Below are 14,024 nucleotides of genomic sequence, written 5' to 3'. Positions count from 1 at the left end.
GAATAAGTACGATTAACAAAGTTTATTACATCAATATAATGTACTTCTTACCATTTATAATTAAACCCGAAACTCAACAGTTCATTAACCTGGAAATAGCTGAAATCTGTGTCTTTGGTAGTCGCAGTGTCATCATATCGTACATTAAGATATATGCGGGTAGAGAAAAAGCGACTAATTGCCATCGTTAACGTGTTTTCAAATTCCATTTTGACATTGTCGTATGACGTAAAATAGTTTAATCTTGACTGCCAGGTAACGTTTCTGTTAAAGTTAAAAGTAAGACTCGAGTTGATGCTTGATCCTAAACGGGTAAATGAATTTTTGTATAAATTAGTTGTAGTATCTAACTCAAAACCATGTCGGCCGAGGTCTATCTCCTCAGGGTCTTTAAGGGTACTATACATATAGGTAAGACTTAACGGTGCTAAGTTTACTGCCATAACTAATTTTTTGTGTTTTTGTTTGAACTGCTTAGTCAGGTCGTACTTCATACCAATACCGAATGTCGCTGTGACAGGTGCTAAAAGAGCCGCTTGTTTCTGTTCGGTGTTTTCTTTATAGTTCTGAAACACCTGCGTTTTGATTTCGGTATCGAATGTGTAGCTCCACTTATTGAAAGCCTTATACCCAATGTTGTTACTCAAACGGAGTACATCATCACCTACTTTGTAAGCGTGAATAGTGTCTTTTGGAGCCGTATAGATACTTGTTCTGTATTCAACCTGATTTGTGATATTTACTTTGTCTTTAGTATAATTGTAGCTTAACACATTTTTTGTATAAAGATTCAGGTTGCTGCTTCCTCCTTTATGCCAGTTTTTGGAAATATAATTCTGAGAAAACTGCACAGCACTTTCAAAGCCTGAAGTCCAATAACGTCTTTCGGGAATAAACTTTACGGGCGTAACATCGCTGAAATCCGCGTCATTCTCTACTTTCAATTGTATATTTTCATATGTATCCCGTTTGATAACTGAGGCCTTTACGAGTTCGCTGGGCATATCTCTTTCCGTATAATGTATATATGACGGATGTTTTTCCTCTACGAAGCGTAGAGCTATCTCTTCACTCTTTTTCTTATCGATATAATCCTTGAATATGGGTGCGGGCGTGTATAAATCCGGTCTTTTGAATTTAGGGTTTGTAAAATCCATAGAATAGAATGTCAGTTCCTTTTTCGTGAAAGGATGCCCCTTAAATACGATCGGCAAGAAGATGGGATCAACAATAATCGTGTCTTTGAATGTTTGATGTTCATCAACATAGTAAGAAGCATCTCTTATCAAGCGTGCCCAATACATGGCTTCATTTGAAATCTGAAGTTCATCTTTCTTTAAAAAACGCAAAAGATTTTCTCCAAGAGCTTTTGGAGTACTATACGTTGCATTCTGTTTTTCAAATATAGATCTGATATCTGTTATTTTATTTAGCTCTACACTGTCAACCGTTAAATAATCAAGGCTGTCAATATTGTTTGTCTTGTCGTAGGAGTTTACGATCAATACGCTATTTAGAGTGTTTATATTCTGCTCTTTAGCATGCAGGGATGATATCAGCACTAATACGAATAGGAGTCCCCAACAGAGCTTTTTTACCTTCATGACTATTTTTTTACTTTTGTATCTCTATATGTTTATTGCAAAAATAGATAAAAATGTAGTATTTACCATGCTTCCTCTTTTGAAAGTACTTGTTAATTCATGATAAAAAAGAGTTTTGCCTATTTAGAGCCTGTTTAAATTTTTATAGGATATTTCTTGAGGGCTTGTTTCGGTCTTCTTTCGTCTTCTTTTTTGCTTATCTGCATCTCCGCATTCAATTACATAGCCCGCTATGCTCATTCATGCGGATATACAACTAAACAAAAAATAAAACGAAATAAGCCACGAATAAAAATTTAAACAGGCTCTTAAAGCATAAAAATAGCTCCGGAAAAAACCGGAGCCAAACTATTATTAACTAATTAATTACTGATTCTGCTATCTTAACTTATTCACTACGAAAGCTTTTTAATGACTTTTGCAGCTCCTGACGGGCAAAGAAAATTCTACTTTTAACCGTGCCAAGAGGTACGTTCAGTTTTTCGGCTATTTCATTGTATTTATATCCGCTCAGGAACATAGAGAATGGTATTCTCAAATCATCATTCAGGTCATTGATTGACTTTGTGATTTCCTGAATCTGATAACTTCCGTCCGGTGAATTAAAACCCGAGTCATTGATTACATCCAAATTGTATAAATCAACACTCTGATCTACAATTGTCTGCGTGCGCACAAGCTTATGGTAGTTATTGATAAAGATATTACGCATAACCGTTAACACCCAACCTTTAAAATTGACATTGTCAACAAATTTTTCCTGATTATCTAATACCTTTAAAGTTGTATCTTGGAGTAAATCTTTTGCGTCATCTTTGTTAGCAGTGAGCATTAAAGCAAAATTCATCATGTTTTCTTGCATGCCCAATAATTTTTTCTGAAATTGCAGCGTATTCATGTCCGTAATTTGTTAAATGGTTTAACCTCTACAAATAAAAGTTGTTTACCTAAATTGTTAGTATCACAAACATACTAAATTCAATTGAGAATAACAAATTTATATGCATGAATCCATAGCCTAAGTTTTTATTTCAATTTTATTCACATACTATATGATTATTAAAGAGTTAAGTGGATTTCGATTTGTTACTGATAAAAACTATCTATCTTACGATTATTTTTGTCAATGCAATGCTAATTTGTTGTGTGTTAGTTTTTTAAGAAAGATGCTCGCTTTTCTTGCTTTTGGGCTTATTCTATTCCTTAACCCGCATCAATCCTTGGCTGTAGAGAAATCTATTATATACAAGATTGATATTAAGAATCAAATTGATAACAGAACGCGAATTTATCTCTCAAAAGGACTATCCGAAGCTCAATTATTAGGGGCAGATGCAGTCCTGATTCATATGAATACGTATGGTGGCTTAGTGGATACTGCCGACTCTATGCGTACGGCTATTCTGTATAGCCCTATTCCTGTTTCTGTGTTTATAGATAATAATGCCGCTTCTGCCGGAGCTTTGATTTCTATTGCAGCTAAGAATATTTATATGCGGAAAGGAGCTAATATCGGTGCGGCTACTGTTGTGAGTCAGACAGGTGAAGCAATGCCGGATAAATATCAATCGTATATGCGTTCAATGATACGATCTACAGCAGAAGCACATGGCAAGGATACGATCATTCAGGGAGGAGATACAATTTATAAGTGGAAGCGTGATCCTTTGATTGCGGAGGCTATGGTGGACGAACGAACGGTTGTGCCGAATTTGTCGGATAGCGGCAAAGTGTTGACATTTACTGCTGAGGAGGCTGTTCTCTGGGGATACTGTGACGGGATTGCCGAGTCGGTTGATGAGGTAATAACAAAATATATGGGATATGATTCTTATGAAATAAAGAGTTACGAACCTTCATGGATAGACAATGTGAAAGGCTTTCTGATGAATCCCGTAGCTCAATCATTGCTTATTATCATTATTCTTGGTGGTATTTATTTTGAAATGCAAACACCGGGGATTGGTTTTCCCTCAGTTGCATCTATTATTGCTGCTATTTTGTATTTTGCTCCGCTTTATATAGAAGGATTAGCGGCTAATTGGGAAATAATTTTGTTTGTGATCGGAATACTTCTCATGCTGGTTGAGATATTTGTTATTCCCGGCTTTGGTGTAGCCGGTATAACCGGGATTGTCTTTATCATCGGAGGTTTGACAATGGCCTTGTTAAGTAATACGAACTTCAATTTTGAGCATGTTACTTCAGCGGAAGCGGGGAGGGCTTCATTAACCGTTTTGATGGGACTTGGAGTTGGTTTCGTTTTGATGATCTGGTTGTCCAGCCGTATAGGGAATCGGGGGATGTTTCGTAAAGTCGCATTGATCACCGATCTGGAAGAGTCTGTCTCTACACCTGCATTGACCAATCTTATCGGAAAAGAAGGGATAGCATCGACAGTGCTACGCCCATCGGGAAAAGTGTTGATTGATGGTGAAATCTATGATGGTGTATCCATGCAGGATTTTATAGAAAAAGGAACACCTGTAAAAGTTATTCGTTTTGAAAATGCTCAGGTTTATGTTCAGGCAATTCGTCGATAGGCAATCCGCTTGTCGATAACGACATATTGCAGACTGTTTATAGCTAATAAATCACTGAGTATGTTTTTTGCCGTATAGTAATTAATCCTTCCTATGCGGCAAAATTGGTTTGTACTAATGTGCGGATGATTGTCGAGGTAATGGAAAAGCCGTTCAACCGGTTTGGTTAATTTCAGTAATGTCCCATTCGTTTGTTTTCGCTTCTCCCAAGCTAATACCAACACCTCATTTGCCAGAATGTTTTCATCCTTTACACGAATGTATGCTTTGTATTCATCTTGTTTGTCGGGTGCGAGATAAGGGACTCCTTCTGCGGGAGGAATATAGACCTCAAGTACTGTTTTACCGTTTATTTCCCATTTCCGGGCAGTGAATTTAACTTCCGGTTTAGTGTACAAGTGGGACGCTGCTTCAATCATATAATATTCTTCTTCACTTCGCACGCCTGCGATTACACCATTGTCTTTTACTCCAATCAGCAAACGTCCTCCGTCCGTATTGGCGAATGCACTCAAGGTTCGGGCTATCTTTTTACTGTCACTTACCTCAAACTTAAAATCAAGTTGTTGGTGCTCACCTTGCTCTATCAATATTTCAATAGGATGCTTCTTCATGTTGAAGATAATTACGCGGACAAAATTAAAATAAATAGCTAACTTTGGCAATACTTCAATTATTACTGTTACAATAACACAGATGAAAGAGATAAGGTTTATTGGAATAATCCCTGCCCGTTATGCATCTACACGCTTTCCGGGTAAGCCTTTGGCGGATATGAATGGCAAGACGATGATACAACGCGTCTATGAACAAGTAGAAAATGTATTGGATACAGTCTGTGTGGCAACAGACGATGAACGTATCGAAGCTGTGGTGAAATCCTTCGGAGGACAAGTTGTTATGACTTCGCCTGACCATAAAAGCGGGACAGATCGTTGCTATGAAGCTTATACCAAGGTCGGTACGGAATTTGACGTTATTGTCAATATTCAGGGCGACGAACCTTTTATTCATCCCTCTCAGATCGAAACGTTGAAAGCCTGTTTTGCTGATGATAAAGTCGATATTGCCACTTTGGTAAAACCCTTTGATGCTGAAGGCGATTTTGAAACTACATTGTTTAACCCTAATTCTCCTAAGGTTGTTTTGAATAAGAATAACGAAGCAATGTATTTCAGTCGCTCGGTAATTCCTTATATGCGAGGGAAAGAACATACCGAATGGCTGCGTAATCATACTTACTACAAACATATCGGTTTGTATGCCTACCGGGCAAACGTGCTGCGCGAAATTACTCAGTTACCCCAATCTTCGTTGGAATTAACAGAAAGTTTAGAACAGCTTCGTTGGTTGGAAAACGGCTATTGTCTCAAGGCCGGAATTACGCATCAGGAAACTATCGGCATAGATACACCGGAAGATATGCAGAAAGCGCTTGCTTTTCTGAATGGTCGGGAATAAAACAAATTAAAAATACCCATATGAAAAAACTACTCTTTCTTGTTTCTCTTCTTCTCCTAACCGGAGGTGTCCGGGCGCAATCGAGAGGTGAAAACTATGATGAATCGAAAGTTCCGGTTTATACGTTGCCTGATCCGCTTATTTGTGAGAACGGTCAACGTGTAACTTCTGTCCGGCAGTGGGAAACTACCCGTCGTCCCGAACTCCTCAATATGTTTTCTTCGCAAATGTATGGGATAACCCCAAAGGAAGATATACCTGTGGAATATCAGATTGTCAGTGAAAAGAAAAATGCGTTTCAAGGCAAGGCAAGCTGTAAACAGATCCGTTTTTGTTTTAAAAAGAACGGAAAAGAGATTGAAGCCATGCTGATCCTTTATACTCCGAATGCCATTAAGGGGAAAGTTCCCGTGTTCCTTTCGTACAATTTCATGGGAAATCAAAGTATTGATGCTGATGAAGATATTCTTGTCTCTCCCGGCCTGAAGTTCGTTAAAAGTCCGGATGACAAGAGCATGGAGCGCGGATATCAGCAAAGCCGATGGCCAATAGAGATGATTCTTGACGCCGGATTCGGATTGGCTACGATGTGCTATCATGATATCTATCCCGATGATAACGCGCTGAAAGATAAAAGTGTATTAGCTCTGTTCGATGATTACGAACAAACGAACGGTCGTCCGGATGCCTGGCAGGCATTAGGTGGATGGGCATGGGGGTTAAGCCGTATTATGGATTGTTTAGAAAAAGACGATCGCGTGAATGAAAAACAGGTAGTAGTAATGGGACATTCGCGACAAGGAAAAGCTACATTGTGGTCAGGAGCCCAAGATAAACGTTTTGCCATTGTCATTTCTAATAACTCCGGATGCGGTGGGGCTGCTTTGTCGAAACGCAGATACGGAGAAACATTTCGGATTATGACTAATTCTTTTCCTCATTGGTTGTGTAAAACGGCCGAACAATACGCGGACAATGAAGATATGCTTCCGTTTGACCAACATGAACTGATTGCGCTTATTGCTCCACGTCCGGTTTATATAGCCAGTGCACAGGAAGATCGCTGGGCTGATCCGAAAGGGGAGTTCCTTTCCGGCGTACATGCAGCTTCAGTTTATGAACTTTATGGCTTAAAAGGATTAGGGGTGACAGAAATGCCGGCGGTAAACCAACCCATCATGAATAATATCGGCTACCATATTCGTCCCGGAAAACACGATGTGATGGATATTGATTGGCAGAATTATATTCGTTTTGCTCAGAAACACTTGGCGGAGTTAAATTAGAGTATATTTCATGCCGGTTCAAAAGCTTGGCAAAAAGCGGATCAGTCCGAAACCCCGGTCGTTATTACACTTGGATTATGTCGTTTTTAATGGGATTACCTCGATAGGTTAAAACAAATCGTGGACAGCGAATATAAAAAAGTGAAATGAAAAAACAAAATAATAGCAAAATTTGTCTTTTTTAGACAAATTGTCGTCGGCTTCAACAGCGTTGTTTTAACGCGCTTTGTTAAATAAAATGACAATATATGTACCCGAAAAACAAACACCGAAAAACCGCACTTAAAACGCGCGATACGGCATGTCCGTTTTTTTTGAATTATCAAAATTGAACAAAAAAAGGCAATGGATAAAATCTCCCTATTCTTTTTGGAAAAAGACTCTATTCTTTTTTTGAAGATAAAGGATATTTTTCAGAAAATAACCTTTATATTTTCGGTAAAAAACGGGCTATTTTAGTCTAAATACAATATTTATTGGTCTAAAACGATGCCATAAATCAAAAAACAAGAATAGATATTTTTTTACGCGTAAGTAAAAGGACGAAAAAAGTATCTATTTGTCAAAATAAAACACAAAAAATCAAAACTATTCGATTGATTTTAATATATTGTAAATCAACAATATGAACGGGATTGATTTTATTGGAAGCCTCTGCTCAGCGTAATCTCTAAACCAATGTCATCAACTTAAGCTATACAGTTTGGTTTTAAGGCTGAAAGCCTGCTATATTATAGCCCAACGCAACGCGTTGGGAAGGATGTAGAACGAGTCTCGCGCCCTGAAGGGGCAACATAGCAGATGTTAGGGTAGGTTTATACTGTCCTTTCAGGCCGCAAAGGAAGGGTGTCCTATTACCCAACACGTTGTGTTGGGCTGATATATACTCGGCTTTCAGCCGGAATTATTCGATGAATAGTAAGACTAAAGTGGAGCAAGAAGTTTGAGTTGATGACATTGGCCTCTAAAATGCCAGTTTGCAGTATAGACGTATCACGATGGGTGATTACCATAACAACCGGATATTTTGCCTGATCCAAAAAAGCTAAAATTTGAGTCAATAGAATAAATAAAAAAATATAAAGGATATAATTGAAAAAATATCCTTTATATTTTTGTGGCTATTTTTGTGTTGAAATTCAGTAACTAAAATAATGGCCAATTTAAGGGCATATATTAGTATATATTTAATCTGTTTTATGGACCTGTTATCCATAATTGTTCTGTTAGTGGTTGAGATTAACAAGATTGATTAAAAATAGAAACAGATGCCAATTCATATGGTTGTATTGATAAAATCGTGTAACTTAGCGCCTCAAATTCGTTAAATAGGTAAAATAAGCAGCATTAATATGGGAATTTTCAGTTTTTTCAGTAAAGAAAAAAAAGAAACGTTAGATAAGGGATTATCCAAAACAAAAGAAAGTGTTTTTTCAAAATTAACCAGAGCTATTGCAGGAAAAAGCAAGGTCGATGATGATGTACTGGATGATCTGGAGGAAGTTTTGATTACTTCGGATGTAGGCGTGGAGACTACATTAAAGATAATTTCCAGGATTGAAAAACGTGCCGAAAAAGATAAATATGTAAACACGCAGGAATTAACTTCTATTTTACGTGACGAAATAGCATCGCTTCTGACAGAAAATAATACAGAAGATGCTGAAGGTTTTGTTTTGCCGGAGGATAAGAAACCGTATGTAATTATGGTGGTTGGCGTAAATGGAGTCGGCAAGACTACTACAATCGGGAAATTAGCCTTTCAGTTCAAAAAAGCCGGACATCGGGTTTATCTCGGTGCGGCAGATACTTTCCGTGCGGCTGCGGTTGAACAGCTTGTTATCTGGGGAGAACGGGTAGATGTGCCGGTTGTTAAACAAAAAATGGGTGCTGATCCCGCGTCGGTTGCTTTTGATACTTTGAGTTCAGCAGTTGCTAATAAGGCGGATGTGGTTATTATTGATACGGCCGGCCGTTTGCATAATAAGATAAACCTGATGAACGAATTGACGAAGATAAAGAACGTCATGAAAAAAGTAGTTCCTGATGCACCGCATGAAATATTGTTGGTTTTAGATGGTTCAACAGGACAAAATGCATTTGAACAGGCAAAACAATTTACGGCTGCAACAGAGGTGAATGCCCTTGCTGTTACTAAATTGGACGGAACGGCAAAAGGGGGTGTGGTGATCGGTATATCAGACCAATTCCGTATTCCTGTCAAATATATAGGACTTGGTGAAGGCATGGAGGATTTGCAAGTCTTTAATAAGAAAGAATTTGTAAATTCCTTATTCGGTGAGTAATCAGTAAACATGAGAAAAAATAAAGTAGATATAATTACACTGGGTTGTTCGAAAAATCTGGTGGATTCCGAACAGCTTATGCGCCAGTTTCAGGCAAATGGCTATAATGTTTCGCATGATCCGGACAAGGTTAATGGCGAAATAGTGGTTGTAAATACCTGTGGCTTTATCGGAGATGCGCAGGAAGAATCAATAAATATGATTCTGGAACTTGGCGAAGCAAAGAAGAAAGGCAGAATAGGGGAACTTTATGTTATGGGATGTCTTTCCGAACGATTCCTGACGGAGATGAAAAAAGAGTTGCCTGAAGTGAATCGTTTTTATGGTAAATTCAACTGGAAAGAACTGATAACGGACTTAGGAAAATCTTATAATAAGGAATTAGCTTCGGAACGTATTCTGACTACTCCGTCGCATTATGGCTATTTGAAAATTTCGGAAGGTTGTGACCGTACCTGCTCTTATTGCTCGATTCCCATTATTACAGGGCGTTATAAATCGCGCCCGATAGAAGAGATTGAGGAGGAGGTAAGAAATTTGGTTGCACAAGGTGTCCGGGAATTTCAGGTGATAGCGCAAGATCTGACTTATTATGGTTTGGATAAGTATAAACGGATGGCTTTACCCGAATTATTGGAGAGGATTTCCGATATACAGGGTGTGAAATGGATCCGTTTACATTATGCCTATCCGGCACATTTTCCTTATGACTTGTTGCGCGTAATGCGTGAAAGAGATACTATCTGTAAGTACTTAGATATTGCGTTACAACATATCAGTGATCCGATGCTTAAACTGATGCGTCGCAATATAACGAAGGCTGAGACGTATGACTTATTGCAGCGTATGCGCGATGAGGTACCCGGTATTCATTTACGGACCACCTTAATGGTGGGGCATCCCGGAGAAACAGAGCAGGATTTTGAAGAATTGATTGATTTTACCCGTAAAATACGCTTTGAACGTATGGGGGCTTTTGCCTATAGTCATGAAACGGGAACATATGCATATAAGAACTATAGGGATGATATACCGCAGGAAGTAAAGCAAGATCGTTTAGACTACCTGATGCGCATACAGGAAGGTATATCCGCGGAAATCAATGAATCAAAGACCGGACAGGAACTCGAAGTTGTTGTTGATCGTGAAGACGAGGACTTTTATATCGGTCGCACGCAATTCGATTCACCAGAGGTTGATCCTGAAGTTCTGATTGAAAAGACTAAACCGCTGAAAATCGGAGGTTTCTATAAAATTAAAATCGAACGTGCCGAAGCATTCGATTTATATGGAAAACCGGTTTAATCACCGGTTTTTCGCTTTCAGATTTGTTTATGTCTGAAAAAATCATTAATATCGCCATTGATTTTAAACGAGTAAGATTGTGAATAACAAAGAGTTGGTAACTAAATTATCCGGTAAACTTAATTCTTCCGCACAGGATACGGAAGCCTTGTTGTCGGCGTTGTCTGATGTTGTAAGTTCAAAACTCGTTGATAATGATACAATTTACCTCCAATCCTTGGGCTTGTTTGAAGTAAAAAAACGTGCCGAGCGTGTTTCGGTAAATCCGGTGAATGGTAAACGCTACTTGGTTCCTCCCAAATTAGTCCCCGTATTTAAGCCGGGAACTACACTCAAGAACAGATTAAAAGAACTTGATGCAGAATGAACGAACGGTTAAATATATCAGATTTGGCTACCCTGCTTGCAGAATATACAGGTAAGGATAAAAAAACTACTGAACTGTTTGTACGAGAATTGATCTCTGTTATTTCAGATGCGTTGTTGGAAGAACGCATAGTGAAGGTAAAGGGATTGGGTACTTTTAAGATTATCCAGGTTGACGAAAGAGAGAGCGTTCATGTAAATACCGGCGAGCGGTTTGTGATTCCGGCTCATTCTAAATTTACGTTTACCCCTGATAAAGAATTAAAAGAACAGGTTAATAAGCCTTTTGCTTCATTTGAAACGACAGAACTGAACGACGGTGTTACGTTCTCTGAAATAAAAAGTGAAGATGCGGAAGATTCCGAAGAAGAGATAGAAGAAGTGAAAGAAGTTGTGAATGAGGAGGAAAAGGAACTCCCGCAGCAAAGCTCTGAAGAACCAGAAGAAATAGCTGCACCTATTGTTGCATTGCAAAAAGAAAAACTTTCCAAAGAGACTCATCATAGTAGAAGATCACATAACTCCCGCAAGCATCATGAACGATCCAAACGAAGTGGTACAGCTATATTTATCAGTTTGTTTGTGTTGGTTTGTCTTGGCGGTGGAATTTACCTATATTATATGAATCGGACTCCTGCTTATCTTGAAGAAAAGGCGATAGTCATAGATGCCCGAAAGCAAACGGTTACTCCTGAGCCGGAGATTTTACCGGATTCTGTAGAAGAGAAAGCGTTGTCAGAAGAAGATCAGCCGGAATCTCTCTCAGAAGAAGCTGTCTTACCAAAAGTTAATGAATCTCAAACAAAAGAGATAATTAAAGTCAAAATTGTACCTGATACGCGGTTAACCCTGATCGCTCAGAAGTATTATGGTCATAAAGTTTTTTGGGTATATATTTATGAATATAATAAAGCGATTATACAGAATCCTAATAATATTCAAATAGGAACAGAATTAATTATTCCGGATGCGAGTTTATATAATATTGATGCGAAAAATCCGGAATCGATAAAGAAGGCAAAAGCGTTACAATCTGAGCTTAATTCAAAGTTTTAAAATAGTCTGTTTTTTTGAAAAATAGTAAAAAACAGCGGTATGTTAGTTAGTATTATTTAACTGCAAAAGTTGAGGATACGAATTTAACATTTCTAATTTTGTGCATTCGTAATTATTGATAGAATAATAGTCGTTTTTGAAGTAAAAAGAATATATAATAAATAAATAGTTGAATCGTATGAATCAGACAGTCGATATTCGTGAGTTAAATGAGCGAATAGAAAGTAAGAGTTCATTTGTGAACATGATTACCGTTGGTATGGATCAGGTAATCGTTGGACAAAAGCATTTGGTTGAAACGCTATTGATTGGTCTGCTTTCTGACGGACATATCCTGTTGGAAGGAGTTCCGGGGTTGGCAAAGACACTTGCAATCAAAACATTATCTTCCCTAATTGATGCGCATTACAGTCGTATTCAGTTTACTCCGGACTTGCTGCCTGCCGATGTTATCGGTACAATGATCTATAGTCAGAAGCGCGAAGAATTTCAGGTAAAACAAGGACCTATCTTCGCGAATTTTGTATTAGCAGATGAAATCAACCGTGCTCCGGCTAAAGTACAGAGTGCTCTGTTGGAAGCGATGCAGGAACGTCAGGTGACTATCAGCGAGAAAACATATAAACTGCCGGAACCTTTCTTAGTGATGGCAACGCAAAACCCGATCGAACAGGAAGGTACTTATCCGCTACCTGAAGCGCAGGTTGACCGTTTTATGCTGAAAGTGGTGATTAACTATCCGAAAAAAGAAGAAGAAAAATTAATCATCCGTCAGAATATCGGAGGAGAAAGACCGGAAATTAAACCGATTCTGACGAAAGAAGAAATTCTGGATGCTCGTAAAGTCGTACGTGAAGTCTATTTAGATGAAAAGATAGAACGTTATATCGTAGATATTGTGTTTGCTACACGATTCCCGCAAGAACACGGATTGTCAAATCTGGGCGGAATGATTTCTTTTGGAGCGTCTCCGCGTGCTTCTATAAATTTAGCTTTAGCCGCCCGTGCTTATGCTTTTATTAAGCGTAGAGGTTATGTGATTCCTGAAGATGTTCGTGCAGTATGTCACGACGTGATGCGCCATCGTATTGGCTTGAGTTATGAAGCGGAAGCAAACAACCTGACTTCAGAAGAAGTTATCAGTGAAATATTGAATAAAGTAGAAGTACCTTGATGAGTAGCGGTATTGCTGCTTGTCTGCTCGGTCTAAATATAATTAGTTGATTATGGAAACCAGTGAGCTGTTAAAGAAGGTACGACGGATAGAGATAAAGACACGTGGTCTTTCACGTAATATTTTCGCCGGACAATACCACTCTGCGTTTAAAGGACGTGGGATGGCTTTTAGCGAAGTGCGTGAATATCAATTCGGCGATGATATCCGGGATATAGATTGGAATGTAACGGCACGATACAATAAACCTTATATAAAGGTGTTTGAAGAAGAGCGTGAACTAACCGTTATGTTATTGATTGATGTGTCTGGTAGCCGTGACTTTGGTACGGTCAATGTGATGAAAAAAGAAATTATCACAGAGATCGCCGCAACGTTGGCATTTTCCGCCATACAAAATAATGATAAGATTGGGGTGATCTTTTTCTCAGATAAGATAGAGAAATTTATTCCACCGCAGAAAGGGAAAAAGCATATCCTCTATATTATTCGGGAATTGATTGACTTCAAACCTGATCAAACGAAGACGGATATTTCGCAGGTTCTTAAATATTTGACCAATGCGATAAAGAAACGTTGTTCTGCTTTTCTTATATCAGACTTTATTGATAAGGGACAATTCAAAGATGCCCTGACGATTGCGAATCGAAAGCATGATGTTGTCGCTATTCAAGTGTATGATCGGAGAGAAGCCGAATTACCGTCTGTCGGCTTGATGAAGATCCGGGATGCAGAAACCGGCATGGAACGTTGGATTGACAGTTCTTCGAAGAATGTTCGCGAGACTTATCATCAATGGTGGGAGAAACGACAGAAAGAAATGTCTGATTCGTTTAAGAAAAGTCGCGTGGACTCCGTTTCTATACGTACAGAAGATGATTATGTGAAGGCATTGATTGCTCTTTTTGAAAAACGTAATTGAG

General features: G+C 38.5%; 13 protein-coding genes. 9 read left to right on the top strand and 4 right to left on the bottom strand.

Annotated features, from left to right (window positions below):
• Positions 1-47 precede the first annotated feature (47 nt).
• A complete protein-coding gene (locus tag PHT93_RS06255) occupies positions 48-1,604 on the bottom strand; it encodes a DUF3078 domain-containing protein (RefSeq protein ID WP_300240772.1) in 1,557 nt (518 codons plus the stop codon).
• A gap of 388 nt (positions 1,605-1,992) precedes the next feature.
• Positions 1,993-2,502, bottom strand: coding sequence for an RNA polymerase sigma factor (locus PHT93_RS06250; protein ID WP_300240769.1), 510 nt, complete (start codon positions 2,500-2,502; stop codon positions 1,993-1,995).
• 268 nt (positions 2,503-2,770) lie between these two features.
• Here PHT93_RS06250 and PHT93_RS06245 point away from each other — a divergent pair, with 268 nt between their 5' ends.
• A complete protein-coding gene (locus PHT93_RS06245) occupies positions 2,771-4,147 on the top strand; it encodes an NfeD family protein (RefSeq protein ID WP_300240821.1) in 1,377 nt (458 codons plus the stop codon).
• Here the strand turns inward: PHT93_RS06245 and PHT93_RS06240 are convergent.
• Positions 4,129-4,761, bottom strand: coding sequence for an ATP-binding protein (locus PHT93_RS06240; RefSeq protein ID WP_300240768.1), 633 nt, complete (start codon positions 4,759-4,761; stop codon positions 4,129-4,131). The two genes, PHT93_RS06245 and PHT93_RS06240, sit on opposite strands and share 19 nt — an antisense overlap.
• Before the next feature lie 91 nt (positions 4,762-4,852).
• On the opposite strand from PHT93_RS06240, the gene kdsB reads away from it, so the two are divergent.
• Positions 4,853-5,608, top strand: coding sequence for a 3-deoxy-manno-octulosonate cytidylyltransferase (gene kdsB, locus PHT93_RS06235; protein WP_300240819.1), 756 nt, complete (start codon positions 4,853-4,855; stop codon positions 5,606-5,608).
• 20 nt (positions 5,609-5,628) lie between these two features.
• Complete coding sequence (locus tag PHT93_RS06230; protein ID WP_300240767.1) at positions 5,629-6,894, top strand: acetylxylan esterase; 1,266 nt, start codon at positions 5,629-5,631, stop codon at positions 6,892-6,894.
• 854 nt (positions 6,895-7,748) lie between these two features.
• Here PHT93_RS06230 and PHT93_RS06225 read toward each other — a convergent pair.
• Positions 7,749-7,934 carry a hypothetical protein gene (locus PHT93_RS06225; RefSeq protein WP_300239239.1) on the bottom strand — a complete coding sequence of 62 codons (186 nt, stop codon included), beginning with the start codon at positions 7,932-7,934 and terminating at the stop codon, positions 7,749-7,751.
• 312 nt (positions 7,935-8,246) lie between these two features.
• Here PHT93_RS06225 and ftsY point away from each other — a divergent pair, with 312 nt between their 5' ends.
• From ftsY to PHT93_RS06195, 6 genes are all read left to right on the top strand, one after another.
• The gene (gene ftsY / locus PHT93_RS06220; RefSeq protein WP_300240766.1) at positions 8,247-9,200 is read left to right on the top strand and encodes a signal recognition particle-docking protein FtsY; all 954 of its coding nucleotides are present in this window, start codon (positions 8,247-8,249) and stop codon (positions 9,198-9,200) included.
• A gap of 9 nt (positions 9,201-9,209) precedes the next feature.
• On the top strand, positions 9,210-10,505 hold the full coding sequence (gene rimO / locus PHT93_RS06215) for a 30S ribosomal protein S12 methylthiotransferase RimO (RefSeq protein ID WP_300240765.1): 1,296 nt from the start codon (positions 9,210-9,212) through the stop codon (positions 10,503-10,505).
• Between the two features lie 79 nt (positions 10,506-10,584).
• Positions 10,585-10,872 (top strand): HU family DNA-binding protein, encoded by a 288-nt coding sequence (locus PHT93_RS06210; protein ID WP_300240764.1) that lies wholly within the window; start codon positions 10,585-10,587, stop codon positions 10,870-10,872.
• Complete coding sequence (locus PHT93_RS06205; protein WP_300240763.1) at positions 10,869-11,927, top strand: HU family DNA-binding protein; 1,059 nt, start codon at positions 10,869-10,871, stop codon at positions 11,925-11,927. The genes PHT93_RS06210 and PHT93_RS06205 overlap by 4 nt, the downstream gene beginning before the upstream one ends.
• A 178-nt stretch (positions 11,928-12,105) precedes the next feature.
• Positions 12,106-13,101 carry a MoxR family ATPase gene (locus PHT93_RS06200; RefSeq protein WP_300240762.1) on the top strand — a complete coding sequence of 332 codons (996 nt, stop codon included), beginning with the start codon at positions 12,106-12,108 and terminating at the stop codon, positions 13,099-13,101.
• Between the two features lie 52 nt (positions 13,102-13,153).
• Positions 13,154-14,023 carry a DUF58 domain-containing protein gene (locus PHT93_RS06195; protein ID WP_300240761.1) on the top strand — a complete coding sequence of 290 codons (870 nt, stop codon included), beginning with the start codon at positions 13,154-13,156 and terminating at the stop codon, positions 14,021-14,023.
• The last annotated feature ends 1 nt before the right edge of the window (position 14,024 follow it).

It is taken from the genome of Massilibacteroides sp. (assembly GCF_028705895.1).
GTDB lineage: Bacteria > Bacteroidota > Bacteroidia > Bacteroidales > Tannerellaceae > Massilibacteroides.
Note: the sequence above shows the minus strand (reverse complement) of the source record. Positions and strands in the feature narration are given on the sequence as shown.

Coding starts and splice junctions, on each gene's coding strand:
- PHT93_RS06255 (WP_300240772.1), bottom strand. CDS start 1,604: ATGAAGGTAAAAAAGCTCTGTTGGGGACTCCTATTCGTATTAGTGCTG.
- rimO (WP_300240765.1), top strand. CDS start 9,210: ATGAGAAAAAATAAAGTAGATATAATTACACTGGGTTGTTCGAAAAAT.
- PHT93_RS06230 (WP_300240767.1), top strand. CDS start 5,629: ATGAAAAAACTACTCTTTCTTGTTTCTCTTCTTCTCCTAACCGGAGGT.
- PHT93_RS06195 (WP_300240761.1), top strand. CDS start 13,154: ATGGAAACCAGTGAGCTGTTAAAGAAGGTACGACGGATAGAGATAAAG.
- PHT93_RS06200 (WP_300240762.1), top strand. CDS start 12,106: ATGAATCAGACAGTCGATATTCGTGAGTTAAATGAGCGAATAGAAAGT.
- PHT93_RS06205 (WP_300240763.1), top strand. CDS start 10,869: ATGAACGAACGGTTAAATATATCAGATTTGGCTACCCTGCTTGCAGAA.
- PHT93_RS06240 (WP_300240768.1), bottom strand. CDS start 4,761: ATGAAGAAGCATCCTATTGAAATATTGATAGAGCAAGGTGAGCACCAA.
- ftsY (WP_300240766.1), top strand. CDS start 8,247: ATGGGAATTTTCAGTTTTTTCAGTAAAGAAAAAAAAGAAACGTTAGAT.
- PHT93_RS06250 (WP_300240769.1), bottom strand. CDS start 2,502: ATGAATACGCTGCAATTTCAGAAAAAATTATTGGGCATGCAAGAAAAC.
- PHT93_RS06245 (WP_300240821.1), top strand. CDS start 2,771: ATGCTCGCTTTTCTTGCTTTTGGGCTTATTCTATTCCTTAACCCGCAT.